At 58.7% G+C, this 24,417-nt stretch carries 25 protein-coding genes; 11 read left to right on the top strand and 14 right to left on the bottom strand.

Annotated elements, in window-relative coordinates; all coding sequences use genetic code 11:
- Positions 1 to 9 precede the first annotated feature (9 nt).
- Positions 10 to 918, bottom strand: coding sequence for a polyprenyl synthetase family protein (locus tag HFD97_RS07810; protein ID WP_046102892.1), 909 nt, complete (start codon positions 916 to 918; stop codon positions 10 to 12).
- 220 nt (positions 919 to 1,138) lie between these two features.
- Positions 1,139 to 1,669 (bottom strand): YtfJ family protein, encoded by a 531-nt coding sequence (locus HFD97_RS07805; RefSeq protein WP_009093080.1) that lies wholly within the window; start codon positions 1,667 to 1,669, stop codon positions 1,139 to 1,141.
- A 171-nt stretch (positions 1,670 to 1,840) separates the two neighbouring features.
- Between HFD97_RS07805 and HFD97_RS07800 the strand changes: the two genes are divergently transcribed.
- Positions 1,841 to 2,068 (top strand): hypothetical protein, encoded by a 228-nt coding sequence (locus HFD97_RS07800; protein WP_009093079.1) that lies wholly within the window; start codon positions 1,841 to 1,843, stop codon positions 2,066 to 2,068.
- 94 nt (positions 2,069 to 2,162) lie between these two features.
- Here HFD97_RS07800 and HFD97_RS07795 read toward each other — a convergent pair whose 3' ends face one another.
- The 3 genes from HFD97_RS07795 to HFD97_RS07785 form a co-directional block, all read right to left on the bottom strand.
- On the bottom strand, positions 2,163 to 2,840 hold the full coding sequence (locus HFD97_RS07795) for a pirin family protein (protein WP_167431713.1): 678 nt from the start codon (positions 2,838 to 2,840) through the stop codon (positions 2,163 to 2,165).
- Between the two features lie 126 nt (positions 2,841 to 2,966).
- Complete coding sequence (locus HFD97_RS07790; RefSeq protein WP_167431712.1) at positions 2,967 to 4,697, bottom strand: DUF2534 family protein; 1,731 nt, start codon at positions 4,695 to 4,697, stop codon at positions 2,967 to 2,969.
- A gap of 69 nt (positions 4,698 to 4,766) precedes the next feature.
- Entirely contained in the window at positions 4,767 to 5,159 is a 393-nt protein-coding gene (locus HFD97_RS07785; protein ID WP_033736836.1) for a DUF2946 domain-containing protein, read from the bottom strand.
- Between the two features lie 221 nt (positions 5,160 to 5,380).
- On the opposite strand from HFD97_RS07785, the gene HFD97_RS07780 reads away from it, so the two are divergent.
- Positions 5,381 to 6,319, top strand: coding sequence for a D-2-hydroxyacid dehydrogenase (locus tag HFD97_RS07780; protein ID WP_167431711.1), 939 nt, complete (start codon positions 5,381 to 5,383; stop codon positions 6,317 to 6,319).
- A 270-nt stretch (positions 6,320 to 6,589) separates the two neighbouring features.
- On the opposite strand, the gene glsB is transcribed toward HFD97_RS07780, so the two are convergent.
- The 5 genes from glsB to fucO all read right to left on the bottom strand — a co-directional run bounded on the left by glsB (position 6,590) and on the right by fucO (position 10,877).
- On the bottom strand, positions 6,590 to 7,555 hold the full coding sequence (glsB, locus tag HFD97_RS07775; RefSeq protein WP_167431710.1) for a glutaminase B: 966 nt from the start codon (positions 7,553 to 7,555) through the stop codon (positions 6,590 to 6,592).
- Positions 7,556 to 7,607: 52 nt separating this feature from the next.
- On the bottom strand, positions 7,608 to 8,807 hold the full coding sequence (locus HFD97_RS07770; RefSeq protein ID WP_167431709.1) for an MFS transporter: 1,200 nt from the start codon (positions 8,805 to 8,807) through the stop codon (positions 7,608 to 7,610).
- A 169-nt stretch (positions 8,808 to 8,976) separates the two neighbouring features.
- The gene (locus tag HFD97_RS07765; RefSeq protein WP_167428668.1) at positions 8,977 to 9,147 is read right to left on the bottom strand and encodes a hypothetical protein; all 171 of its coding nucleotides are present in this window, start codon (positions 9,145 to 9,147) and stop codon (positions 8,977 to 8,979) included.
- 103 nt (positions 9,148 to 9,250) lie between these two features.
- Positions 9,251 to 9,424: a GhoT/OrtT family toxin gene (locus tag HFD97_RS07760; RefSeq protein WP_009093071.1), complete on the bottom strand. Its 174-nt coding sequence runs from the start codon at positions 9,422 to 9,424 to the stop codon at positions 9,251 to 9,253.
- A gap of 304 nt (positions 9,425 to 9,728) precedes the next feature.
- Entirely contained in the window at positions 9,729 to 10,877 is a 1,149-nt protein-coding gene (gene fucO / locus HFD97_RS07755) for a lactaldehyde reductase (RefSeq protein ID WP_167431708.1), read from the bottom strand.
- A 265-nt stretch (positions 10,878 to 11,142) separates the two neighbouring features.
- Between fucO and HFD97_RS07750 the strand changes: the two genes are divergently transcribed.
- Together HFD97_RS07750 and HFD97_RS07745 are read left to right on the top strand one after the other, a co-directional pair.
- Entirely contained in the window at positions 11,143 to 12,783 is a 1,641-nt protein-coding gene (locus HFD97_RS07750; RefSeq protein WP_167431707.1) for a dihydroxyacetone kinase subunit DhaK, read from the top strand.
- Between the two features lie 110 nt (positions 12,784 to 12,893).
- Entirely contained in the window at positions 12,894 to 13,442 is a 549-nt protein-coding gene (locus HFD97_RS07745) for a YbhB/YbcL family Raf kinase inhibitor-like protein (RefSeq protein ID WP_167428665.1), read from the top strand.
- 51 nt (positions 13,443 to 13,493) lie between these two features.
- Here the strand turns inward: HFD97_RS07745 and HFD97_RS07740 are convergent, their stop codons facing one another.
- Entirely contained in the window at positions 13,494 to 14,360 is an 867-nt protein-coding gene (locus HFD97_RS07740; protein WP_167431706.1) for an alpha/beta fold hydrolase, read from the bottom strand.
- A gap of 178 nt (positions 14,361 to 14,538) precedes the next feature.
- On the opposite strand from HFD97_RS07740, the gene HFD97_RS07735 reads away from it, so the two are divergent.
- The gene (locus HFD97_RS07735) at positions 14,539 to 15,129 is read left to right on the top strand and encodes an ABATE domain-containing protein (protein WP_167431705.1); all 591 of its coding nucleotides are present in this window, start codon (positions 14,539 to 14,541) and stop codon (positions 15,127 to 15,129) included.
- 85 nt (positions 15,130 to 15,214) lie between these two features.
- Here the strand turns inward: HFD97_RS07735 and proP are convergent, their stop codons facing one another.
- Positions 15,215 to 16,681, bottom strand: coding sequence for a glycine betaine/L-proline transporter ProP (gene proP / locus HFD97_RS07730; protein WP_009093065.1), 1,467 nt, complete (start codon positions 16,679 to 16,681; stop codon positions 15,215 to 15,217).
- Positions 16,682 to 17,145: 464 nt separating this feature from the next.
- Between proP and HFD97_RS07725 the strand changes: the two genes are divergently transcribed.
- The 6 genes from HFD97_RS07725 (at position 17,146) to HFD97_RS07700 (ending at position 21,768) form a co-directional block, all read left to right on the top strand.
- Complete coding sequence (locus HFD97_RS07725) at positions 17,146 to 18,165, top strand: isopenicillin N synthase family oxygenase (protein ID WP_167431704.1); 1,020 nt, start codon at positions 17,146 to 17,148, stop codon at positions 18,163 to 18,165.
- 21 nt (positions 18,166 to 18,186) lie between these two features.
- Entirely contained in the window at positions 18,187 to 18,990 is an 804-nt protein-coding gene (locus tag HFD97_RS07720; RefSeq protein ID WP_033736835.1) for a MetQ/NlpA family ABC transporter substrate-binding protein, read from the top strand.
- Positions 18,983 to 19,771: a methionine ABC transporter ATP-binding protein gene (locus HFD97_RS07715; protein WP_167431703.1), complete on the top strand. Its 789-nt coding sequence runs from the start codon at positions 18,983 to 18,985 to the stop codon at positions 19,769 to 19,771. Before HFD97_RS07720 ends, HFD97_RS07715 begins: the two co-directional genes overlap by 8 nt.
- The gene (locus HFD97_RS07710; protein WP_167431702.1) at positions 19,759 to 20,427 is read left to right on the top strand and encodes a methionine ABC transporter permease; all 669 of its coding nucleotides are present in this window, start codon (positions 19,759 to 19,761) and stop codon (positions 20,425 to 20,427) included. The genes HFD97_RS07715 and HFD97_RS07710 overlap by 13 nt, the downstream gene beginning before the upstream one ends.
- 136 nt (positions 20,428 to 20,563) lie before the next feature.
- Entirely contained in the window at positions 20,564 to 21,160 is a 597-nt protein-coding gene (locus HFD97_RS07705; protein ID WP_058957798.1) for an NAD(P)H-dependent oxidoreductase, read from the top strand.
- Positions 21,157 to 21,768, top strand: coding sequence for a TetR/AcrR family transcriptional regulator (locus HFD97_RS07700; protein WP_167431701.1), 612 nt, complete (start codon positions 21,157 to 21,159; stop codon positions 21,766 to 21,768). Before HFD97_RS07705 ends, HFD97_RS07700 begins: the two co-directional genes overlap by 4 nt.
- A gap of 81 nt (positions 21,769 to 21,849) precedes the next feature.
- On the opposite strand, the gene malG is transcribed toward HFD97_RS07700, so the two are convergent.
- Both malG and malF read right to left on the bottom strand, forming a co-directional pair.
- Positions 21,850 to 22,740: a maltose ABC transporter permease MalG gene (gene malG, locus HFD97_RS07695; protein ID WP_009093054.1), complete on the bottom strand. Its 891-nt coding sequence runs from the start codon at positions 22,738 to 22,740 to the stop codon at positions 21,850 to 21,852.
- Between the two features lie 106 nt (positions 22,741 to 22,846).
- The gene (malF, locus tag HFD97_RS07690; RefSeq protein WP_167431700.1) at positions 22,847 to 24,373 is read right to left on the bottom strand and encodes a maltose ABC transporter permease MalF; all 1,527 of its coding nucleotides are present in this window, start codon (positions 24,371 to 24,373) and stop codon (positions 22,847 to 22,849) included.
- Positions 24,374 to 24,417 lie beyond the last annotated feature (44 nt).

Raw genomic sequence — 24,417 nt, 5'->3', positions numbered from 1 at the left:
GCAGCATCCTTAACTGACGGCAGCGAGTTTTTTCTCAAACCAGGCCTGAACAAAATGATGGGTGGCGTAACCGTCGCGGCAGGCGGAGAGCAGGTGTTCTCCGGCGCAGCGCAGATGGTCGCGCAGTTGCGATTCCACCGCTTTTGCGCCGAGAAGGTTCACCAGCGTCGATTTTCCCTCATCCTGATGGGCATCTTTACCGGTGTCAGTCATACCGTCAGTGAGATCGTCCAGCAGCTGAAACGCCTGACCGAGATTCAGCGAAAAGCGGTGCAGCTGTTCGCGGGCTTCTTTGGGGGCTTCCGCCACGATAGAGGCCATCTGCATGGAGGCGCAGAACAGGGTGCTGGTTTTGAAGTGATTGGTCATCAGAATGGCGTCGGCGCTGCGGGGTTTATCTCCCTCCGAGAGATCCTTGAACTGCCCCTGCACCAGCCCCTGCATCCCAACCGCCTGAGACAGCTCTGCAACCGCGTCCGTTCTGGCGCTGGCGGTTAAGCCCTCTGCCACCGCGACCAGACCAAAGGCCTTACTCAGCAGGGCCACGGCAGCGAGGATGGCGACATGTTCACCATACTGACAGTGGATGGTAGGGCGTCCGCGCCGCAGCTGCGCATCATCCATGCAGGGCATATCGTCCAGGATCAGCGAAGCGGCGTGCACCATCTCAACCGCGCAGGCGAGGTCAAGCAGACCGGCTGCGCTGGCATTGCACCCCAGATCGCGCGCGGTCAGCAGCAGCAGCAGCGGACGAATACGTTTTCCCGGCGCCAGCGCGCCGTCGCGCATTGCCGCGCCGACCAGATCACGTTCACTGTCGACCGGTAAAAGCTGATCGAGCCGTTGCTCAATATCGTTCAACAGAATCGCTGCATCGCTGTGTATGACATTGACGTGTTTTTCTGCGCAGACCGTCATCAGGGCTGTCCTTATCTACAGAGGAAGTCACAGCAGGTCGAAATGATTCGATGCCATCTTCAATCATCGTCCCCGGCTGCCCCGGCATAGTGGGCAGGTTTTCAAAGAACGGCGGGTAAATCCATTACAACTAAGCGTAGCTTACGGTAATAAAAAATGTCGTGAAATTCAGGAGCATTCCGCGATTTGCGGCGTCAGCCGGGTGAAAACTAAGCGGTTATCAGCCCAGCAATGCCCGTAGCTGTTTCATCACGCTGGCGACGTTGTCAGCAGATAATGCGCCATCTTTAGCGAAGCGCACAATACCTTGCTGATCAACGACCACGACGGCTGCGCTTTCTGGCTGAAGATGCCAGCTATGCGCCGTCACGCCGCTGCTGTCGATGATGAACTGCTGCCAGGGAGCGGCTTTTTTGCTGGAGGCGATGCTGCGCACCACAAAAATGGCGCTGCCGGGCAGGGCGTCGTCGGTATTCACGATGGTGGTGGTCTGAAAGCGATCGCGCGGCAGACTGGCCTGCTGAACGGCCTCAATCAGGGCAGCACTCTGCTCTTTGGCTGAAAGACGGCCCGCGACATGGATCACCAGCCGCACTTTGCCGGTCAGCGCCTGACTGTTCCAGCGCTGGTAGCCGATATCGCCCTGATTCAGCACCATTTCGCCTTTATCGGCCACAAAGACCGGCGGAACCGGCTGGCCGGGTGTCAGGGTGTGGGCGGAAGCAACGCCGGAAAACAGCAGGGCTATCATCAATCCATAATGGCGCACAGGTTCCTCACTTCTTTCTCGGTTTGCGGTGGGCGAGGCGAGCTTTCTCATCAGCAGGCAGAAGATTAGTACCACATCCATGTTTCAGATCAATAAAAGCAGTAAAGAATTAGCCTGAGAATGCAGAGGAAAGTTAATTGCCGGAGGTGGAAGATGAGTGCTGCACTGATGACGTTGCCCGAATTTGCCCGTTACATTGGTATTGCCACGCCGACCCTGGCGCGCGCCTTTTGCTGTCGGGGTTCACTGGATGGGGTGCCGCTGCCGCAGGCACTGGATGATGCGCCGCTGACGCAGCGCCACTGGTTACTCGACGATGTGCGTCAGTTTGACCACGTTTATAAACGGGTTCAGGCGAAGCAGCCCCGTAACCGGGAGTAAGGACGATGATCGCCGCGTGGGAATCGTCCCGCGCGGCGCTTTTAATTGAAGCGTGGCGCTGCCTGCGACCTCACCGGGAAAGGCAGCGCGTTTTTTATGCAGCGTGATCGGGCTTGATCAGGAAGCAGACCAGATTGGCATCCCGGTCACCCGTGATTTCACTCCCGGCCGCCAGCCCGCTGACCGCATCACCCCGACCCAGTCGCGCCTCGCCGATACGAATGCTGCCTTCCAGCACGACGAGATAAGCCACAAAGCCCGGCAGGGCAGGCACGTCCAGCGTGTGGTTGCGCTCCAGCAGGGTGTCATAGATATAGGCTGCCTGACGCAGTTCCAGCGGAGCGTCTGACTCCTCCGGCCCGGCCAGTTCGGTCCAGCCATTACTCATAATGCCCTGATCGCGCTCCAGCACCTGGGTCATCGCTTCACCCCCGGGCTGGGCGGGACGGATAACCGCCTGTAACAGTTCCGCTTCAAACAGAGGCACTGACTCTTCGTACTGAACGCCATCACCCGCATTGACCACCATCACCCGCTTAGCCGAGAGCTGGGTCCGCTCGCCGTTACTGTCCTGATGCTGCATCGATCCCCGCCACAGATAGGTAAAAACCTCTTCATTCCAGTGCTGCTGCATCGGGATCCGGGCATCCAGTTTCAGCGACATCAGATCAACGCTGACCAGCGGGCTTAGTGTCTCGCCAGGTCGCTGACGGCGGACGGTAAAGGGGCCGTACTCAAACAGCTGTTCAGGATTAGCACGCAGGATGTTCATGATTTGCCTTTAAACAGAAGGGTCAGTGACAACGATCATAGCCTTTAGTGAGAGAATGAAAAGCCGGGAAATTTGCCCGGCTTCGTCAGTTATGTTGAAGGAGAGACTGCCAGCGGAGGCGACAGCCTATTTGCCCTGCTCATCGCTTTCACCCAGGAAGAAATACCAGAGTGGAATCGACAGCAGTCCGGTAAAGACCGTGGAGTAGAGCAGAATCATCATCGCCTGCGTGATATACATCGTCAGCGACCAGTGGCTGAAGGGGATCTGATACTGATCAATCACGCCGCCTATCATCGCATTCGCCATCACCGAAATCACAATCAGCGCCAGAACCGTCACGCTGCGCAGAAAATAGCGCATCTCTTTGCGCTTCACGGCGAAGCGGGACTGCACGATCGCCAGCGGCGACTGCTTGTCGGGTGCAATCTCGGTGCGGGCCTGGCTGCGACGCCGGGCGCTGCGCCAGCGCTGAATATCCAGCAGCAGAAACAGCAGCAGGCTGATGCCCATGACCGGCAGGGCATAACCGAGCGCCAGCATCACAATCAGGCTGGTGCCCTGCGCATAGCGTGGCAGCGCCAGCCAGGCGGTTAACAGCGTCTGTGAGGGGTTAATCTGCGGAACCGCCGGACGACGGATCCACCACATGCGGTAGCCCAGCACAATCATCGTGCAGAGTCCGAAGCCAAAGAGGGCCAGAATCAGCTGATTAGGCAGGCCGAACAGCACACCCATGTGCGCATCGACGCCCCAGCGGGTCAGTTTCGCCACCAGCGGGAAGCTGGCGAACGCCACTTTGTCGACCACGGTGAAGTCGGCCGGATTAAGTGAAACGGCATCCACCTGACTTGGCCAGCTGCGGTCAATCTCCGAAACTGTCCATGCCTGTCCGGCGTTTTTAGGCTGGCGCAGTTCGAGTTTTGCCGCCTTCAGTCCTGCCTGACGGGCGGCAGACAGGGCCTGATCCCAGCGGGCATCCGGCTGATTAGGAATGACCCGCGCGGGAGTCTTAGCGGGCATCGTCATGCCCGACATGGTCATCCCTTCCATTGCGCCGCGATGCTCTGCGTGGGGATCGGCAGATTCAGCCGGGGCGTCACCGTTCAGCGCGGTTTTCACCTGCGGCGTTTTCCAGTTCAGGTCGCTGCGCATCTTTTCAATGTTGCTGCCCGCCCACTGCGACCAGGTCAGCCCGGTCACCGAAAAGAAGATCAGGCCCAGGGCCAGCAGCAGTCCCAGCGTGACGTGCCAGTGACGCACGGCGGCAAACCCGCTGCGGACGTTCTTTCGTGTACGGGGAGGGCGGGTCCCGGCCCACAGGATGAGCCCGCCCAGCGCGGCGACCCAGAGCCAGGACGCGGCCAGTTCACTGTAGTTACGGCCGAAATCGCCCAGTAACAAGCCACGATGCAGCTGATCCAGCCACATGCGCAGCGGCAGCACGCCGCTGGTGCCATATACGGTCATATCCCCCCTGACCTGCAGGGTATAAGGATCGATAAACACCGAGCGTGACTCAGAGGGACCCGCATCAGCGGCAGTGAACTGCACCCGCATCGTATCCGCGGGACCCGGCGCGGGACGCACGGCGTAGATGTGCGCTGACAGGCCTGCCCAGGCCCGTGCAGCGGCAACCTGCGCGGAGAGCGGCTGCGGCTCGCCCTGCGCACGGGTCGTCAGGGCATCGTGATAGATCGCCTGTTCCAGCTGCGGAGTCAGAACGTAGAGCGTTCCGGTGAGGGCCGCGATGAAAATAAACGGCGCAATAAACAGACCAATATAAAAATGCAGGCGGCGTAGCAGATTGAACAGCGTGCCGCGTGGTGCAGGGGATGTTTCCTGATAAGAGGACATAGCATTCCACACTTTTCAAAAGACAGGGGCGATCGGGTGACGTTGTCACGCAATCGAAATGTTAGGGTGTCAGTGTGATGCGTAACAGGGCGGTGCCCGGGGGCGATGAAGGCGCAGCGTTCGCCGCCGCCGGAGCGGCGTGACCGCTCGGGGCGGCGGGGCGCGACTGATGAGGCACATCCACCAGATGAACGGGACAAAGTTCCAGAGCATCAGGGGCACATGCACCAGTAAATCACAGTATCCGCAGGCAAAGCCTGCATCGGACATCATCACAGGGTCCATCATGGACATCTCGCCGTGATGATGCATCATCGGCATCTCTGCGCTCATGCTGACGTGCTGCATCCTGGCATGATCTGCCGCAAGGTTTTTAGAGACCATCGGTGCAACAAACAACAGCAGCACGGCCAGTATCGCAATACCGGCTGTGAGTCGTTGTCTGAATAAGCATTTCGGCATCATTTACACAGGCACAATGGGACAAATTTCCGGGCGGCAGTGTAACGCGAAGGGAATAAAAGGGTTAAATAAAGTGGCGGCTGAATCAAAGAAATTCGCACTCTTTGAACATATTCACTTTAATTTCAGCTTCATTTAACTTAGTTGTTATTCACTGAACACATACAGGTAACATCACTGCTGAGCCTGTGGATGACACTCTGAGCAATTAAGGACAGATAATGAAAATAGTTATGCTGGATGGCGATACGCTGCCGCTCTCACTGCCAATCGAACAGCTCCAGGGTGAGTGGGAGATCCGCGCACACACGCCGGTTAATGAGATCGTGTCTGCCCTGCAGGGAGCGACTATCGCGATCACCAATAAAGTTCCGTTACGCGCTGCCACACTCAGGCAACTGCCGGAACTGCGCTTTATCTGTGTTGCCGCAACCGGCTATGACTGTATCGATCTCGACGCCTGTCGCGATCGCGGGATCACCGTCAGCAATGTGCCCGGCTACTCCACGCAGAGCGTCTCCGAGGCGGTAATTGCAGCCCTTTTCGCGCTGCGCCGGCAGTTATTTGACTATGCCAGCACCACCCGCCGGGACTGGCCGCAGGCGCAACACTTCTGTCTGCATCGTCGGCCGATTCAGGATATCGGCGGGGCTATGCTGGGTATCGCGGGCCGGGGCGAAATCGGTCAGGCGGTAGGAAGGCTGGCGCAGGCGCTGGGGATGCAGGTCCAGTTCGCCGAGCGCAAAGGGAGTCAGACTGTGCGTGACGGTTATGTCAGCTTTGAGCAGATGCTGGCCACCAGCGATGTGATTTCACTGCACTGTCCGTTAAGCGATCAGACCCGACAGATGATTGACCGTGAGGCGCTGGCTAAGATGAAACCGCAGGCGCTGCTGATCAATACCGCGCGTGGCGGATTAATCAATGAAGCCGATCTGGCGGCTGCCCTGGCGCAGGGCGTTATCAGCGGAGCGGCGCTGGATGTGCTGAGTAGCGAACCGCCTGCTGCCGATAATCCGCTGCTGGCGGATCTGCCGGGTCTGCTGCTGACACCGCACATTGCCTGGGCAAGCCGCAGTGGCGCAGAGAATCTGGTGAAGGGGGTGATGAAAAATATCGCCGCCTCTCTTCAGGGCGAGCCGATTAACGTGGTGAGCTGAACCCGGTCTGAGTGGGGGCATCTTCGGCAGTTTCGGCATGGGCAGCGCAAGACGCTTTCTGCACTGAAAAGCGGTATGGACCGCCATACCATTCTGCAAATGACCGGGCTGAGCGAAGCGGAACTGGCGGATATCCGTCAAACAGACTGAGACATGCTCTCAGTCTGTTATGCAGACTATGATCCCACTCCCCGGCGTCCGGAGTCGTCGTGCCTGTTCATCATCAAACCGCTCAGCACAGACGACTACTCTACTTAGTCGGGTCCAGGGTCAGAAAATAGAGCGGCCCAGCTTTTCCGTCAGTAACTCCAGCACCGCCGTGCCCGCCAGGGAATTGCCCGCGCCATCGAGTCCGGGTGACCAGACGGCGATGCTCATTTCACCGGGAATAATGGCAATGATCCCGCCACCTACCCCTGACTTTGCCGGCATGCCGACCCGCCAGGCAAATTCGCCCGCGCCATCGTACATCCCGCTGGTGATCATCAGCGCGTTAATCTGGCGCGCCTGACGCGCGGTAATCATCTGGCTGCCATCCAGCGTCCGGCCCTGATTCGCCAGATAGATAAACGTACGTGCCAGTTCAACGCAGCTCATTGACAGTGAGCAGTAGTGAAAATAGGTCTGCATCACGCTGGTCACGTCGTTATCGAAATTTCCGAACGACTTCATCAGCCAGGCAATCGCCGCGTTGCGGGCCGAGTGTTCAAACTCAGAGCGGGCAACGTGGCGGTCATAGTTGATGTCGGGCTGCTGACTCAGCTGCCGGACAATCTCCAGCATACGCTGACGCGGCGCGGTCAGCCGGGTTTCCAGCAGGTCGCAGATCACCAGGGCACCCGCATTAATAAAGGGATTACGCGGTTTACCCTGTTCCAGTTCGAGCTGCACCAGCGAATTAAAAGGCTGACCCGACGGCTCTTTTCCGACCCGCTGCCAGATTTCGCTATCGTCATAGCGGGTCAGCGCCACGGTCAGCGACAGCGCTTTAGAGATCGACTGAATCGAAAAGCGCGTTTGGGCATCGCCCGCCTGAAAGAGGGTGCCGTCAGGCAGGCAGACAGCGATAGCCAGCCGGTCTACGGCCACATCGGCCAGCGCGGGGATATAGTCCGCCACTTTTCCCTGATGAACCAGCGGACGCACCTCATCCAGGATCGCCTGCAACAGCGCATTATTCAGTTCAGACACACTCGCTTCTCCTGTCGCTTCCCGCCGGACGCTGATGCTGTGCATCGGCGACCGGCAGATCATATTGTTAAGGGCCGATGGCGGCATGGCCGCACGTTCAGCTGATGGGTTTTGACTGTGCGGCCAGGGGGGCCAGCAGCATCTGAAGCAGGCTCAGCAGCACCAGTACGCTGAAGGGGATCGTCCAGTTTCCGCTCTGCTCATGGAGCACGCCAAACAACAAAGGACCGAGCGCGGCCAGCGCATAGCCGACGCACTGGGCCATACCGGAGAGCTGTGAAGCCTGACGATGATTGCTGGCCCGCAGATTAAAGAGGGAGAGGCAGAGCACCAGTGAGGCGCCTGCGCCCAGACCGGCAAGTGTCAGCCAGATCGCCGCCCACAGCGGGTTAAGCAGTAGCCCCAGCATGCCCAGAAAGATAGCCGACGAGGCGATGAAGGCGGTGAGGCGGGCATCCTTCACCCGCTTCAGCGCCATCATGCAGCCAAGATTGGCGACAATCGCGATGGCCTGATACCAGAACAACAGCCAGCCCGCCGCGGCCTGACTGAAACCCTGGTCCTGGGCGAACAGCGTAAACCAGTCGATCAGGGTATAAAACGCCAGCGACTGCAGCGCCATAAATAGGGCAATCTGCCAGCCGCCTGCCGAGCGCCACGGATGGCGATGGAGAACTGTCGTCTCGCCGGATGCCTGCTTTAACGGACGCTGGCGTAGCAGTGGCAGCCAGGCCAGCAGCGCAATCAGCCCTGGGATCGCCCAGACCACCAGCGACAGTCGCCAGCCTGCGGAGGAAAGCTGGCTCAGCGGAACGGCAATCCCGGAGGCCAGGCTGGCAGTAATCGACATGGTGGCGGCGTAAAGCCCGATATAGCGGGCGGTATGGGCGGTGAAATCGCGTTTGATCAGCGGAGGCAGCAGGACGTTGGCGGCAGCAATCCCGGCGCTGAGCAGCAGGGTCCCGCCCCATAACGCCGCCTCCACAGGCAGCCAGCGCAACAGGGAACCCGCGGTCATCAAGCAGAGTGCGCCCCACAGGCTGCGTTCGAGCCCGATACGATTGCCGAGCCAGGCGGCTGGTGGCGCAAGCAGGGCAAAGAGCATCAGGGGAATAAAGTTGAACAGACCCGCTTCACCGGCGCTCAGTCCAAAGGTCTGACGAATATCCTGCAGAACCGGGCCGACCACAGTCACCGGTGCGCGAAGGTTGGCCGCGGTCAGCAGCAGCACAAATAAAAAAAATGAGGCGCCGGAGAGCGCAGCATAAGGTTTAACTCTGAGTTGCAGAGGCTTCATGGCAGGGATCATCACAGGCAGCAGCGCTGCGGGGCGTTGGTTAACGTTAACGCTTACGCATCAGAAATGATGTCTGGGCGCTACTTTACTGACCGGCCATCGGCGTGTAAAGCCTTGTTATGCGATGAAATAGCGCAAATGCGATCCCGTAACACAGTGTGCGGGTGTGTCAGTGAAATTCCGGTTCGGGAAAGTGACCGCAGTCATTCTGGCTGGGATTGGTGCCAGGCTGGCAGGTCTGCTGACGGGTTTCTGCCGCCGGGACCGGTTTTTCGGCGCCCCAGGGTCCGCTGCAGGCACTGAGAAGGGAAATCAGAATCGCCACACTGATTACGCGCATATCCGCTCCTTATATGAGTGATGAGCAAGCCGACATCAGCGATCGGCGCAGAGCGGGTCAGTGACGTCTAATCTGAGTGTGGTCGGTAAGGCGAAAATGTCAATTAAAACAGCGCGAACATCAGCGCGACGGGAAAACTCATCGGCCAGGTGGCACCCACCAGAAAGGCGCTGAGCAGTTTAATGCTGAGCTTATCTTTGGCAATGAAGAAGGTGATCAGCGTAGCGAACAGTGCAACAACGGCATAAAAAATCAGCATACCCTGGTACAGTGTCATCAATATCTCCGCAGCATCGTAAAGGTTTTCGCTGCGCATGATGCGGATTTTTGTGATCCAGATCAAGTGACTCAGGGTTTAGCATCTAAAGAAATTATCCGGTCAGGTGGCGCATGCACCGGAACCTGCAGAAAACTCGCGGGCGATTTCAGGCTGAAACGGGCATCAGAAAATCGAGAAAACCTCGGCCGTCACCGCGCTGACTGGCTTTATCCGCCCTGGCGAATCGCGAAAGATCCAGCGCGATAAAAAAGCCCGCTGGCGTGAGCGGGCCTGACGTCAGCGGCGGATAAGCTGGCGCGCGTTAACTCTGACGGTAGAGCGCCATCACCGCCTCAAGATCGGGCGTGCGCGGATTGCCACCGGTACAGACATCATCCAGCGCGGCCTGCGCCAGGGCCGGGATATCGGCCTGCTGCAAACCCACTTCACGTAAGGAACGCGGGATGCCCACATCCCGACAGAGCTGACGAACGGCATCAACCGCGGCCTCCCGCGCCTGCTCCAGCGAGAGGGTGTCGACCTGCTTCACGCCCATTGCGCGCGCAATGTCGCGATACTTTTCGCCGGTCCAGGCGGCATTCCACGCCATCACCTGCGGCAGCAGAATGGCGTTAGCAATGCCGTGTGGCACATCATAAAAGGCGCCCAGCGGATGGGCCATGCCATGAACCAGCCCGAGTCCGACACTGGAGAAACCCATCCCGGCGACATACTGTCCCAGCGCCATCTGCTCCACCGCGTCGGGATCCCCTGCCACCGACTTGCGCAGTGACTGGCTGATAATCTCAATGGCTTTGAGATGCAGCATATCGGTCAGCGTCCAGGCGCCACGCGTGATATAGCCCTCAATCGCGTGGGTCAGCGCATCAATGCCGGTTGCGGCTTTCAGTGAGGCGGGCATGCTCGCCATCATTTCCGCATCAACAATCGCGACTTTCGGAATGGCATGTGGATCGACACAGACAAACTTACGGCGTTTCTCTTCATCGGTAATAACGTAGTTGATGGTGACTTCAGCGGCGGTACCTGCGGTGGTCGGGATAGCGATAATCGGAACGCAGGGATGGCGGGTGGGGACCACGCCCTCCAGGCTGCGTACATCTTCAAATTCGGGATTGTTGATAATCATACCGATCGCCTTGCTGGTATCCTGAGGTGAACCGCCCCCGATCGCTATCAGATAATCTGCGCCCGATGCCCTGAAGGCCGCCACGCCCTGCTGCACCACCCGAATGGTGGGATTGGGTACCACCTCATCGTACACCGCCCAGGCAAGCTGGTGGCTGGCCAGCCGATCGGTCACCCGCTTCAGCGCACCGGCTGCCACCAGTGCACGGTCAGTAACAATCAGGGCTTTGCGCATTCCACGACGCTCTACCTCTTCCGGCAGATGACGTAACGCGCCGGCACCAAACCAGGCCGTTTCATTCATAATCATACGTTGAGTCATAAAAACATCCTCTGTTTGTGAATGCGCTCTAACTTCCGCCATTCCCTATCAGGGTTCTGCGCAGAACCTCTCAGTTTCGGATAAAGATATTTGATAGAAATCAATAAATTAGTCCGTAATGGCGCGATGCCTTTGCCAGATGCCGCGCCGGGCGCTGAACGAGACGGGCTGATACGCCGGGTTTCGCAGTGGATTTCTCCCCGTCTGGTGGTTATGTGCAACACTTGTTTAATCCCCCCTTCGTACGCCCATGAGGAATGAAGAGATGACCCGATTTGTACTGAATAACAAGGACGACCTCGTCGACAGCGCGTTAGATGGCATGATTTACGCCAGCCCGTGGCGCAATCTGGTGCGGCTACAGGTCGCGCCGCGAATCCGCATTGTCATGCGTCGGGACTGGCAGAAACAGCAGGTGGCGCTGATCTCCGGCGGGGGAGCCGGACATGAACCGGCGCATGTCGGATTTATCGGTAAAGGGATGCTGACGGCCGCCGTTTGTGGCGATCTCTTTGCTTCACCCAGCGTAGACGCGGTGTATCACGCCATCGTCAATCTTACCGGGGAAGCCGGATGCCTGCTGATTGTAAAAAATTACACCGGCGATCGGCTTAACTTTGGCCTGGCGGCAGAGAAGGCGCGTAAGGCGGGATACAGCGTCAACATGGTGATTGTCGGTGATGATGTGGCCCTGCCGGAGAATCCTCAGCCGCGCGGATTGGCCGGTACCCTGCTGGTGCACAAGGTGGCGGGCTACGTCGCCGAACGGGGTGATGACCTGGCGGCAGTCACCGCGGCCGCGCAGGCGGCCAGCCAGGCCATCGCGTCGATGGGCGTGGCGCTCTCCGGCTGCCATCTGCCGGATGAGCCGGTCAGCCAGCGGGTGCCGGAAGGCAGTGTCGAAATGGGACTGGGCATTCACGGAGAACCGGGTGTTGAGGTGATGCAGAGCCAGAACAGTCAGCAGATTGTTCAGCAGCTGCTGGAGAAGGTGATGCCGGAGAATGAGGAACCCTGCGCGCTGCTGGTGAATAATCTGGGCGGTATGTCCGCGCTGGAGATGAGTCTGGTGACGCGGGACCTGATTGCGTCACCGCTCAGCCGGGGCAGTAACTATCTGATGGGGCCTGCGCCGCTGATGACCGCACTGGACATGAAAGGGTTTTCCGTGACCTGCATGAGGCTGACTCCCCTCTTCGAAGAGGCCCTCTGCGCGCCGGTTGAGGTCACCGGCTGGGTAACCCCAGTGAGAATCGCCCCACTGGAACCGGTAAGTGCCGCCACTCCGGCCTCAGCCCACCCGGTCCAGCCCTCTGCAAACCCCCAGGTTGCCGCCTGCGTGAACACTATCTGTGAAACCCTGATGGCCTGCGAAAGTGAGCTGAACCGGCTGGATGCGCAGGTCGGGGACGGTGATACCGGTTCGACCTTTGCCGCGGGCGCGCGTCAGATCCAGCGCGAATGTGCCGATAATCAGCTGCCACTGAATGCTTTACCCGAGCTGCTCGCGGTCGCGGGAGAGCGGCTGGCGACGGTGATGGGCGGCTCCAGCGGCGTGCTGATGGCGATCTTTTTTACCGCTGCCGCTCAGCAACTGGCGGAGGGCGATACCCTGCCTGTCGCCCTGCAGCAGGGGCTGGAGAAGATGAAACAGTATGGCGGGGCAAAGCCGGGCGACCGGACACTGATCGATGCACTGCAACCGGCCATTGAGGCGCTGGTGGCGGGTCAGTCACTGGAGGCGGCAGCAGAAGCGGCGCAGCAGGGCAGTGAGGCGACGGCCACCATGGGAACTGCAAAAGCGGGTCGCTCCTCCTATCTGAACAGCACAAACCTCAATGGCGTGCCCGATCCGGGGGCCGTCGCGGTCGCACGCGTCTTTGCGGCCCTGAACAAGGCGAAGTGAAAATGCTGACGCTGCTGTGCGGCCTCTGTCGCGCAGCCGTCAGAGTAAGCAGGCAATGAAACAATGTAGCGGGACAATTTTCTCAGGTGCTATCTGATAAGGAGTGACGGTTGAAAAAATTACTCTGCGCGGCGGCGCTGGCCGTTCTGCCCATGACCACGCTGGCGGCATCCGTGTTTACGTTGCAATCCCGGGACTTCAGCGACAATGCGCTGCTGGACAAAAAGTTTGCCGGTGCCAATAAAAGTAATCCTTCCTGTACCGGGGAGAATGTCTCTCCTGAACTCAACTGGTCGGCTATTCCGGCGGGCACCCGCAGTCTGGCGCTGCTGATGACCGATCCGGTGGGGGCCAGGGGGCTTGGCGTCACCCACATGGTGGCTTACAACATTGCCCCCACGCGTTCATCGTTTGCTCAGGGCGCCCTGACGGAGGGGAAAGGGTATACCGGCGGAAAGAATACGCCGGGAACCACACACTATTATGGCCCCTGTCCGCCAGCGGGTAGCGGTCTGCACCACTATAACTTTGTGCTGATCGCCACCGATTTGCCGCCGGGCCAGTTAAAAGCGGGGTTAACCCAGGCGGAACTGATTGCACAGCTGAAGGGCCATGCGCTGGGCGCGGCCAGTACGGTCGGCCGGTTCAGTAATGAATAACGGAAGGGAGAGGCACAGAGGCGGTATCGGATAGCTTCTGTGCCCCTGTTGTCAGTCGCCGCTGAACATCTCCCGGATACGCGTTGCAATGTGCTGAGTATGGGTCTCCAGCGCGAAATGCCCGCTATCCAGCATCTCAACCACCGCCTGCGGATTGTCACGCTGCCAGGCTGCTGCCCCCGGCGGGATAAAGAAGGGATCGTGTTTCCCCCAGATCACCAGCGTCGGCAGCTGCTTTTGACGGAAAAAGGCCTGAAATTCCGGGTAGCGCTGCAAATTACTGGCGTAATCGAGAAACAGCGCCTGCTGAATCGCTTTATTACCGGGTCGCTCCATCAGCAGGGTGTCCAGCGTATACGTCTCCGGCGCAATTAACTGCGGATCGCTGACGCCATGCGTGTATTGCCACTTGATCGCTTCCGGCGTCAGGACGGTGTTGCGCACCACCTGACCCTTAGCTTCGCTGGGGTCGTCCCAGTAAGCACGCACCGGCGCCCAGGCTTCTCCCAGTCCCTCCAGATAGGCATTGCCGTTTTGCGATATCAGTCCGCTGACACGCTCAGGCCGGGCGAGGGCCAGACGCAGACCGGCAGGGGCACCATAGTCGAAAACATACAGGGCATAACGTTTCAGACCCAGCGCATCCACGAAAGCGGTCAGCGTCTGACCGAGTGCGTCGAAAGTCCAGCTGTAGTGACGCTCAGCGGGAACGTCAGTAAAGCCAAAGCCGGGCAGATCGGGCGCGATAAGGTGAAACCTGTCAGCCAGCAGAGGAATAAGGTGACGAAACTGATGTGACGAGGTGGGAAAGCCATGCAGCAGTAACAGTACCGGGTGGGAAGGATCGCCCGCTTCCCGATAGAAGATATTGACCCCATCGGCCTGCAGATAGCGATGTTTAATAGCGTGGTCGGTCATAGCTGACACTCCTGTAACTGGTAAATTCGTTTATTAGGGGTTACTGATGCTGATTATGCTGCCTTTTGGTAACCTGTCAATGATGATTCAAATGGTTACACGGTCTGTTTGTAACTGTATAATGCGTCTTTTATCGGTGACACAGGTGTCAGGCGAGACTCCCATGAGAGGCATTAACATGGCAGAAACACAATCATCCACCGCGCAGGGGCCGTGGTTTCTGGCCGATCATCCGGCGCTGGACTTCATCAATACCGTCGCCATCGTGGACGGTCAGCCGCACGATTTCTGGCAAACCGATGAGGATGTTGACGCATGGCTTCAGCAGGCCGGACTGGCTACAGACGGCCCGGCAGCGCACTCTGAAGCTGGCACGCTGTTGCAGGCTGCCCGTCAGCTGCGGGACAACATTCGCGACATAGTGCAGCAACAGAAGGCGGGTGAAGCGATAGATGTGCGGGTGCTGAATGCCTGGCTGGGCGAGGCGATCAGCCATATGCAGCTCGTCACAGAGCAGGGGACGTTGCAGATCCGCCGGATTTATCCTGCTCAGAGCGCAATGCAGCGACTGGGGCGGGTTGCAGAACAGGCTGCCAGCCTGCTGGCCCAGGCGGATTTCAGCCGGGTACGCGCTTGTGAACATCCCGCCTGTAACCTGTGGTTTTACGATCGTACCAAAGCGCATCGCCGTCGCTGGTGCAGCATGGCGCTGTGCGGTAATCGGGCGAAAGTGGCGCGTTTCCGGCAGGGCGTGAAGTCAGAGGGATGACGACTCCGGGCGCTGAGGTGATGCCGGAAAAAGAGGAAGAGGCGACAGATAAAAAAACACCCTGCAGAGCAGGGTGTTTTCTAACTTAATGCGCGGCGGGCGCTGAAGGTTTTGAGCGCTTACGCAGCTTATCAATCAGGCGATGTGCTTCCGCTTTGGTCGCCACCGCTGGCGATGAACCGGTGAGCGGCTGCCGGGCGGTTTCACGGACGGTCAGAATAGTCAGCAGACCGATGATACCCGCACCCATCATGTAGTAGGCCGGCATCATGGTGTTTTTACTGGTATCGACCAGCCACGCCGTGATCAGCGGTGTGGTTCCGCCAAACAGTGAGACCGACAGGTTAAAGCCAATGGCCAGCGCACTGTAACGGATATCGGTCGTAAACAGCGCAGGCAGCGTTGAAGGCATGGTGCCGCTGAAGCAGGTGTGCAGCACGCCCAGAATCAGCAGACCGCCGAATACTGCCCACATGTTACCGGAACCGATCAGCATAAAGCTCGGAATCGCGAGCAGGATCAGGCCCACCGCACCAAAGCCAATCACCGGCCGACGCCCGATTCGGTCCGTCCAGCGGCCCCACAGCAGCGTCAGCGGCATCATTACAAACATCGCCACCATCACCAGCAGCAGGCCACTCAGTTCAGGCAGACCCAGTACGCCGGTCAGATAACTTGGCATATAAGAGGTCAGCATGTAGTTAGAGACGTTAAACAGCAGCACCAGACCGATACATTTCAGCATTGGCGCACGGTATTTGCTCAGCATCTGCATCAGGGTCAGGCGCGGTTTGCTCTGCTCCAGCGCCTCCTGTTTTTCCATGTGCTGCTGGAAGGCCGGAGTCTCTTCCAGCTTCAGTCGCACATAGAGACCAAACAGACCCAGCGGCGCGGCGATAAAGAAGGGCACGCGCCAGCCCCAGGACATCATCGCCTCGTTTGACATCAGGGTGGTCATCACCGTCACCAGGCTGGCACCCAGCAGGTAACCACCAATGGTGCCGAACTCCAGGAAGCTGCCCATGAAGCCTCGGCGTTTATCGGTAGAGTACTCCGCAATAAAGGTCGCTGCGCCGCCATATTCCCCGCCGGTCGAAAAGCCCTGGATCAGACGCGCCACCAGCAGCAGGATCGGTGCCATGATGCCAATAGAGGAATAGGCCGGAATCAGGCCGATACAGAATGTGCCAATCGACATCATGATCATCGTCATCGCCAGCACTTTCTGTCGGCCGATACGGTCACCCAGTGGGCCAAACACCAGGCCGCCAATCGGACGGACCAGGAAGGCCGCAGCGAACGTACCAAAGGTGGCGATAAGCTGCACGGCGTTGTTGGCGTCCGGGAAGAAGACCTTGCCGATGATAACGGCGAGGTAGCTGTAAACGCCGAAGTCGAACCATTCCATCGCATTACCTAACGCGGCTGCGCCAACGGCACGCTTCAGCATGTCGTTATCGATCACGGTAATGTCATCAACAGTCAGCTCTTTTTGCTTCCTGTTCCAGAAATGTTTCTTTGCATGGTCAGACGATCTGTTTCTGGTGTCCATAAACTCCTCAACTGCTGAATGAAGGAGTCTTATAGCTTTCGCAGCCGAAAATAAGGGTCAGAAGAAACCGTGGAAATGAAAGCTATAAGAAGCCGAATAAGTTTTAAGTGAAGCGGCAATTAACCGCAGGGGCAAACCTTAGACCACAATTGTAAGGTATTGCAAGTTTTCAGCGGAAATAACTACTTTTACTGACAAAGTCAGCATAGTAATCTTATTCATCTCTGCTTACGGCAATAAACATTTCGTAACATCCGGCGCAGGATGATTCCGGCCAGCAGGCGTCGGCAAGCCTGACGTGCGCCAGAATGTCTCATCCGGCAACCAGAGTAATCTGCGGATCATTTGACTGGGGTGCAGCGCGATATTTCCGTTCGCCGCATATCCATAGCAGGATTAGTTGGTAGTTAACGCATAAATGCAGTGGCAGTGTACTGCTATTCCAGACCAACAGAGTGTTAAACATGGGCGCGTTAACATCAGCAGAATTACCGGTTATTGATTTCGCACTGTTATCGGGAGATCAACAGCAGCAGCAACAGTCACGCGAGAAACTCAGCCAGGCGGCGCGTGAGGTGGGTTTCTTCTATCTGATCAACCACGGGATTGACCGCGCGTTATCCGATGAGGTTCAGCAGGTGGCACGCCAGTTTTTTGCCCTGCCACAGGCGGACAAAAGCGCCGTCAGGATGGCCAATTCGCCTCATTTTCGCGGTTATAACCTGGCTGGCGTGGAAATAACCCGCAGCCAGCCCGATTTTCGCGAGCAGTTTGATATTGGTGCTGAACGCGAAGCGCTGCCCGTGACCGCCGACTCGCCCACCTGGCAACGGATGCAGGGCCCAAATCAGTGGCCTGAAGCCCTGCCGGAACTGCAGACCGTCGTCACCCGCTGGCAGCAGCAGATGACCGCCGTTGCGCTGGAGCTACTGCGCGCTTTTGCCGAAGTGCTCCATCTGCCGCGCAACGCCTTTGACAATCTCTATGGCGACTATCCCAACGAACATATCAAGCTTATTCGCTACCCCGGCCGTAGCGAGGGCGAATCCCGCCAGGGCGTCGGCGCGCACAAAGATTCCGGCTTCCTGACGATGCTGCTGCAGGACGATCAGCCGGGTCTTCAGGTGGAAGTGACGCCGGACAACTGGATCGACGCCTTACCCAAACCGGGCGCGTTTGTGGTGAACATTGGCGAGCTGCTGGAGCTGGCGACCAATGGCTATCTGCGCGCCACCGTTCATCGGGTGGTATCGCCCTCGCAAAGCCGCGAGCGCCTCTCCATCGCCTTTTTCCTCGGTGCGCAGCTCGATGCCGTTGTGCCGATCTACCCGCTGCCCCCACAGCTGGCCGGGCTGGCTCAGGGACCGGCCAGCGATCCGCTCAACCCGCTGCTGCGTGAAGTCGGCTGGAATTACCTCAAAGGCCGGCTGCGTTCGCATCCGGAAGTTGCAGAGCGTTTTTATCCTGAACACACCTCCCACTAAAACCATAAGAGATAAATGATAATGATTAAAAAGCGCGTTCTGGCTCTGGCCGGTCTTTCACTGCTGATTGCTCAAAGTCTGCAGGCTGCGCCGCTGCGCGTGGCTGCGGATCCGGTGCCACATGCCGAAATTCTGGAGTACGTTAAAACGCTGGATCCCAAACTCGACATCAGGATCGTGGAGCTGAGCGGTGGGGTAAACGCCAATGAACTGCTCGCCTCCGGGGATGTGGATGCGAACTACTTCCAGCATCTGCCCTACCTGAAAGATCAGGAAAAGGCGCTGGGTAAGACCTTTGCCGTCGTCGCCAGTGTGCACATTGAGCCGCTGGGCATCTACTCGCGCAAAGTGAAGTCGCTGGCGGCGTTGCCAGAGGGTGCCAGCATTGCGGTACCCAACAACACCACCAACCTGAGCCGTGCGCTGTGGCTGCTGCAGGATAAAGGGGTCATTAAACTCCGGGCGCAGGGTGAAGCGGGCTCCACGCTGGTGACGCCGAAAGATATCAGCGAAAACCCTAAGAAAATCAAAATCATCGAGATTGAATCGCCTCAGTTGCCTCGCTCGCTGGATGATGTTGATGCCGCGATCATCAACGGCAACTATGCGCTGGAAGCGGGGCTGAATCCGGCCAAAGATGCGCTGGGTCTGGAGTCCGCTGCGCATAACCCGTATGCCAACCTGCTGGTCACCACCCCGGCACTGGAAAAAGATCCCCGCGTCGTGCAGCTGGCAAAGGATCTGCGTTCGCCGCAGGTGGCCGCGTTTATCCGGAAAAACTACCAGGGCTCCGTGATTCCGGTCGCGGATAATCAGCATGATTAATATCCGTCACCTCAGCAAACAGTATGCTGGCGCACCCGCGCCAGCGTTAGACGATATCTCTCTCACCATTAGTGAAGGGTCGATCTTCGGCATACTGGGGCGAAGCGGGGCGGGTAAAAGCACGCTGCTGCGCTGCCTGAACCGGCTGGAGAGTCCCTCCAGCGGTCTGATTGAGATCGATGGGGAAGATATCTCCCGGCTGAGTCTGGCGCAGCTCCGTCAGCAACGGCAGCAGATGGGGATGATCTTTCAGCACTTCAATCTGCTCCATTCCCGCAACGTGCGGGACAATATTGACCTGGCGCTGGAGATTGCCGGGATACCCAGGGCCGAACGCCACGCCCGCGTGACTTCGCTGCTGGACCTGGTGGGACTGACAGCCTTTGCAACGGCCTGGCCATCGCAGCTCTCCGGGGGACAGAAACAGCGCGTCGGCATCGCCCGCGCGCTGGCAGCCCGTCCCCGCTACCTGCTGTGCGATGAGGCGACCAGTGCACTGGACCCGGAAACCACCCTCTCCATTCTTGATCTGCTGGCAGATATTCAGCAGCAGCTGAATATCACCATCGTCCTGATCACGCATGAGATGGCGGTCGTGAAGCGTATCTGTGACGGTGCCGCGCTGCTGGAGAAGGGGCAGCTGGTGGAAAGCGGCACCCTCAGCCAGATCATGGGACGCGAGGAGGGCCGTCTCCGCACGATGCTGCTGAAGGATGGCGAGGTGGACAGGGCGTTTATCGAAAAATATCAGCGGGAGGCTCTTACCCGATGCGTAGCATAACCCGCGATCGTTTTCAGGAACTGCTGCTGAATGCCACGGGCGAAACGCTCTATATGGTGCTGCTCGCAGCGCTTTTTACCGTCGCTATCGGATTGCCGGTGGGTGTCCTGCTGTTTCTGACCCGCCCACAGGGTATTCTGCCCGATCGCGCTATCTCTCTCCTGCTGAATACGCTGGTGAATACCGGACGCGCGCTGCCGTTTGTCGTGCTCCTGATCGCGCTTATCCCCTTTACCCGCCTGCTGGTTGGTACCACGCTGGGCAGTACCGCTGCGATCGTACCGATTACCCTGGGGGCGTTTCCCTTCTTTGCGCGCATCGTGGAAAACGCGCTGGATGAAGTCGATCGCGGCCGCATTGAGGCGGTGGTGTCGATGGGGGGCAATCTGTGGCATATCGTCAGCCGCGTGCTGCTGCCGGAGGCGCTGCCTGCGCTGGTGGCAGGGGTCATCCTGACGATTGTGATGCTGATTGGCTTCTCGGCGATGGCCGGCGTGGTCGGCGGCGGCGGACTGGGGGATCTGGCGATTCGCTACGGCTATCAGCGCTTTGATAATCAGATCATGGCAGCGACTATTGTCGTGCTGCTGGCGCTGGTGATGCTGATTCAGAAACTGGGCGACTGGCTGGTGCGCTCGCTAGCTTATCGTCGTTAACGGCTGGCCGCAGGGCGATGACCGGGTTTAACCCTGAATGCGGTCAGCCGAATCTCAGCATACGTTGCCACTTGCTAACCTACTAACCGTAACCTACCTTTAGTAGCTTAATGGCTAATCAGGTAAGGTGACGACGATGCATGCACTCATAGTAACTGCCCATCCCAATCATGATGCTCACACCCATCGCATTGCGGACCAGCTTGCGCAGGGGGTTCTGGCGTCAGGCCACCATACGGTTGAACAGGCTGATCTCGCCGCTGAGGGGTTCGACCCGCGTTTTACGCTCAGCGATCATCAACGTTTTAACGGTGAGGCTGCAACTCCGCCGGATGTGCTGGCCGAGCAGCAGCGGCTGGATCGTGCTGATGCACTGGTGCTGGTCTACCCGATTTACTGGTGGTCATTTCCGGCACAGCTCAAGGGCTGGATCGACCGGGTCTTTATTGCAGGCTGGGCCTTTGACGAGCAGGATGACCGGATAGTGAAGCGCCTCGGACATCTTCCCGTGCATCTGATCGCGCTGGGTGCAGCCGATACGCGAACTTTCATGCGCCGCGGCTATTTCGGCAGCATGCGGAATCTGATCGATCACGGCATCTTTGATTATTGTGGCGCGCCGGTGGTTACCAGCGAGTTGCTACTGACCAGCGACGAGGGATTTCCTGAGTCACACTATCAGCGGGCGCAGCAATGGGGGCAACGGATTTTTGCCCGAGAAGAAAGCGCATGACCGCGAAAAAGTCTGCCCCTAAACGTCTGTCACGCGAGGCGCGTCGCAGACAGCTGTCCGAAGTCGCCTGGCAGATCATGCAGGCCGAAGGCAGCGAGGCGCTGACGCTGGCCCGGGTGGGTGAGGCAGCGGGCGTCAGTAAGCCCGTCGTTTACGATCACTTCACGACCCGTCATGGTCTGCTGGCGGCATTGTATGACGATTTCGACCGCCGCCAGACCGATCGGATGGAAGCAGCCATGGAGGCTGCGCCGATGCAGATGCAGCAAAAAGCGGCCGTGCTCGCAGCCTGTTACGTGGATTGTGTGATGACGGAAGGACGTGAAATTCCTGAACTGCTGTCCGCGCTCAGCACCACGCCTGAACTCGCTGCGGTAAAACGTCACTATCAGCTCGACTTTATCGCCCGCTGTCAGCGCTGGTTTGCTCCGTTTACGGGCAGCAGTGGGATGGCCGAAGCAGGCATGTGGGGCTTGCTGGGGGGCGCGGATGCTATCGCAGGCGCGGTGGCACGGGGCGATATCGATAAACAGGCAGGCGAGCAGGCGATCACCGCGCTTGTCGTGGCGCTGGTGGCAGGCAGCCGTACACCGGCAGAGGAAGCGTAAAAAAAGGCGGCCCGCAGGCCGCCGAATCCTTCAACCACAACAGAGGTTGTGTAAGCAGTGGCAACGTACAATGATGATCGTTTAGCCTTTCACCCCGCCCGCGGTTAAGCCGCTGACCAGCCAGCGCTGGGCCAGCAGGAAGACCAGGGTAATCGGAATCGCAGAGAGCACCGCGGCGGCGGCAAAGTCGCCCCACAGATAGTTCTGCGGATTGAGATACTGCTGCATCCCGACCGCAAGGGTGTAGCTGTTAACATCGCGCAGCAGCAGCGAGGCGACCGGCACCTCTGTCACCGCCGCGATAAAGGCAAGAATAAACACCACCGCCAGAATCGGCACCGACAGCGGCAGCAGCACCAGCCGGAACGCCTGCCACGGGGTGGCACCATCCAGCGCCGCCGCCTCTTCCAGCGAACCGTCGATGGTTTCGAAATAGCCTTTTATCGTCCAGACATGCAGCGCAATGCCGCCAAGATAGGCGAAGATCACGCCGCCATGGGTATTCAGCCCGATGAACGGGAGATACTGGCCGAGCCGGTCAAACAGCGCATAGAGCGCCACCAGCGACAGAACCGCCGGGAACATCTGGAAAATCAGCATCCCCTTCAGCAGGCTGGCACGGCCGGTAAAGCGCATGCGGGCAAACGCATAGGCGCAGGTGGTGGAGAGCGCCACGATGCCCAGCGCACTGATGGCCGCGATCTTAACCGAGTTCCATAACCAGAGCAGCACCGGGAAGGGCGGCGGTGTGACCCGTCCATCCGCATGTTCAACGCTGAAACCCAGCGCCAGACGCCAGTGCTCCCATGAGATCTGCTCCGGGATGAGGCTGCCGGTGGCGAAATTACCGGCGCGCAGCGAAATCGCCACCACCATCAGCAGCGGAAAGAGAATCGCCGCGATAAATAACAGCAGCAGCAGATGCGTGGTCAGCAGACGCAGCCGTTGCGATTTGGGTTGTACCATAGCCATAACAGCTCCTTAAACCTGGTCCCTCAGGCGATTTGATTTGTCAGTCTGAACCCGGATCGTGCTTATCATCCTCACGGTCCGGGTCTGCGCCTGTCGGGCCAGACGCTTAGTCGAATTTCATCCGCGAGGCTTTCAGGTTAATTACCGCCAGCGCACCCACCAGCAGGAATATCAGGGTGGCAATCGCCGCCGCCAGACCAAAGTCCTGCCCGCCGCCGCCTTCAAAAGCGATACGCCAGGTGTAGTTCACCAGCAGATCCGTATACCCGGCTGGCGTGGTGGTACCGAGACGATCGGGCCCGCCGTTGGTCAGTAACTGCACCAGCACAAAGTTATTAAAGTTGAAGGCAAAGCTGGCAATCATCAGCGGCATCAGCGGTTTCAGCAGCAGCGGCAGGGTAATCAGGAAAAAGTTCTGCAATGGGCCTGCGCCATCCATCGCCGAGGCTTCATAGAGATCGTCCGGAATCGCCTTCAGCAGCCCCATGCAGAGGATCATCATGTAGGGGTAGCCCAGCCAGGTATTCACAATGATCAGCATGGTACGCGCCAGCGTCGGATCGCTGAACCAGGCGGGTTTTACACCAAACAGCGCGCTGAGCATCACGTTAATCTCCCCGAAGCTCTGGTTAAACAGCCCCTTGAAAATCAGAATTGAGATAAACGCTGGCACGGCATAGGGCAGGATCAGCATCACCCGGTAAACGGCTTTGCCGCGCAGCGCCTCCCACTGCACCAGACAGGCGAGCACCATGCCGACGGCGACGGTGAGCACCACGGTGATCAGCGAGAAGAAGAGCGTCCAGCCAAAAATCGCCAGGAACGGTTTCTGAATCCCTTCGTCGGTAAAGACCCGCGCGAAGTTTTTCCAGCCGGTATTCACGGTGAAGCCGGGGCTCAGCGTTTCGTTGTCCCATTTGTTCGCGGCGTTGACGGCCTGATAAAAACCGGTCTGCGGATTGGCGCGATAGTGCACGCCACTCTGCTGATTGATCAGCTCATCCGGCGCGCCCACCCGGTAGAGCGGCTGAGTTCCGGAGAACTGGCGCAGCGAACTCATCCGCAGCTGACGGCCATCCGGCAGCTCAGCACGGATCTGGCTCAGCGCCTGGCGATGGGTGGTGATGACCCTCAGGGTCGCCCGCTCACCCGCTGGCGGCGTCGCGGGGGCCATTTTCAGCGTCTGTTCAGCGCCAAACTGAAACGGCGGCGAGACAAAGTCTGCTTTGCCGTCGTTCAGCACCAGCTGCCAGCGGTCGCCTGCCGGGAAGAGTGAGAAACTGACGGCGTCCCCCGACTGGAAGGTGCGGCTCAGCAGTACCTGTTGCGCGCGCTCAAAGGTCAGCTGATTGGTGCTGCTGTAGTTGGTGAACGCAATGGCCACGGTGCAGGCGAGGGGGAACAGGACAAACAGCGCCATCCCGGCCACGCCGGGATAAACATAACGCCACGCATAGGCGCGACGGTTGGCGTAAATCCACAGCCCGGTGGCACTGAGGATCAGCGTCAGCAGCGCAAACAGATATTCGCCCTGCGCGTACATCAGCACCAGCAGATAGCCGACCAGCAGACAGCCCATTCCGATGAGAACGCCCTTTAACAGCAGACTGTGCGTTTTCGGTTTTCCTGACATGATGCGGTTTTCCTTAACGGTCACTCAGGCCGGGTTGCCCCGGC

It is taken from the genome of Pantoea sp. EKM103V (genome assembly GCF_011800365.1).
In the GTDB taxonomy this organism is placed as follows: Bacteria; Pseudomonadota; Gammaproteobacteria; order Enterobacterales; family Enterobacteriaceae; genus Pantoea; species Pantoea anthophila.
The sequence above is the reverse complement of the archived record's forward strand: the minus strand, read 5'-3'. Positions and strand labels throughout refer to the sequence as shown.

Excerpts from the sequence above, each read along its gene's own strand:
- HFD97_RS07780 (WP_167431711.1), top strand. The coding sequence starts at position 5,381 with ATGAAAATAGTTATGCTGGATGGCGATACGCTGCCGCTCTCACTGCCA.
- HFD97_RS07700 (WP_167431701.1), top strand. The coding sequence starts at position 21,157 with ATGACCGCGAAAAAGTCTGCCCCTAAACGTCTGTCACGCGAGGCGCGT.
- HFD97_RS07770 (WP_167431709.1), bottom strand. The coding sequence starts at position 8,807 with ATGAAGCCTCTGCAACTCAGAGTTAAACCTTATGCTGCGCTCTCCGGC.
- malG (WP_009093054.1), bottom strand. The coding sequence starts at position 22,740 with ATGGCTATGGTACAACCCAAATCGCAACGGCTGCGTCTGCTGACCACG.
- fucO (WP_167431708.1), bottom strand. The coding sequence starts at position 10,877 with ATGACTCAACGTATGATTATGAATGAAACGGCCTGGTTTGGTGCCGGC.
- HFD97_RS07720 (WP_033736835.1), top strand. The coding sequence starts at position 18,187 with ATGATTAAAAAGCGCGTTCTGGCTCTGGCCGGTCTTTCACTGCTGATT.
- HFD97_RS07725 (WP_167431704.1), top strand. The coding sequence starts at position 17,146 with ATGGGCGCGTTAACATCAGCAGAATTACCGGTTATTGATTTCGCACTG.
- HFD97_RS07705 (WP_058957798.1), top strand. The coding sequence starts at position 20,564 with ATGCATGCACTCATAGTAACTGCCCATCCCAATCATGATGCTCACACC.
- HFD97_RS07790 (WP_167431712.1), bottom strand. The coding sequence starts at position 4,697 with ATGTCCTCTTATCAGGAAACATCCCCTGCACCACGCGGCACGCTGTTC.
- HFD97_RS07710 (WP_167431702.1), top strand. The coding sequence starts at position 19,759 with ATGCGTAGCATAACCCGCGATCGTTTTCAGGAACTGCTGCTGAATGCC.
- HFD97_RS07800 (WP_009093079.1), top strand. The coding sequence starts at position 1,841 with ATGAGTGCTGCACTGATGACGTTGCCCGAATTTGCCCGTTACATTGGT.
- proP (WP_009093065.1), bottom strand. The coding sequence starts at position 16,681 with ATGGACACCAGAAACAGATCGTCTGACCATGCAAAGAAACATTTCTGG.
- HFD97_RS07765 (WP_167428668.1), bottom strand. The coding sequence starts at position 9,147 with ATGCGCGTAATCAGTGTGGCGATTCTGATTTCCCTTCTCAGTGCCTGC.
- HFD97_RS07810 (WP_046102892.1), bottom strand. The coding sequence starts at position 918 with ATGACGGTCTGCGCAGAAAAACACGTCAATGTCATACACAGCGATGCA.
- malF (WP_167431700.1), bottom strand. The coding sequence starts at position 24,373 with ATGTCAGGAAAACCGAAAACGCACAGTCTGCTGTTAAAGGGCGTTCTC.
- HFD97_RS07785 (WP_033736836.1), bottom strand. The coding sequence starts at position 5,159 with ATGCCGAAATGCTTATTCAGACAACGACTCACAGCCGGTATTGCGATA.
- HFD97_RS07735 (WP_167431705.1), top strand. The coding sequence starts at position 14,539 with ATGGCAGAAACACAATCATCCACCGCGCAGGGGCCGTGGTTTCTGGCC.
- HFD97_RS07795 (WP_167431713.1), bottom strand. The coding sequence starts at position 2,840 with ATGAACATCCTGCGTGCTAATCCTGAACAGCTGTTTGAGTACGGCCCC.
- HFD97_RS07740 (WP_167431706.1), bottom strand. The coding sequence starts at position 14,360 with ATGACCGACCACGCTATTAAACATCGCTATCTGCAGGCCGATGGGGTC.
- glsB (WP_167431710.1), bottom strand. The coding sequence starts at position 7,555 with ATGCACAGCATCAGCGTCCGGCGGGAAGCGACAGGAGAAGCGAGTGTG.
- HFD97_RS07805 (WP_009093080.1), bottom strand. The coding sequence starts at position 1,669 with ATGATAGCCCTGCTGTTTTCCGGCGTTGCTTCCGCCCACACCCTGACA.
- HFD97_RS07750 (WP_167431707.1), top strand. The coding sequence starts at position 11,143 with ATGACCCGATTTGTACTGAATAACAAGGACGACCTCGTCGACAGCGCG.
- HFD97_RS07760 (WP_009093071.1), bottom strand. The coding sequence starts at position 9,424 with ATGACACTGTACCAGGGTATGCTGATTTTTTATGCCGTTGTTGCACTG.
- HFD97_RS07715 (WP_167431703.1), top strand. The coding sequence starts at position 18,983 with ATGATTAATATCCGTCACCTCAGCAAACAGTATGCTGGCGCACCCGCG.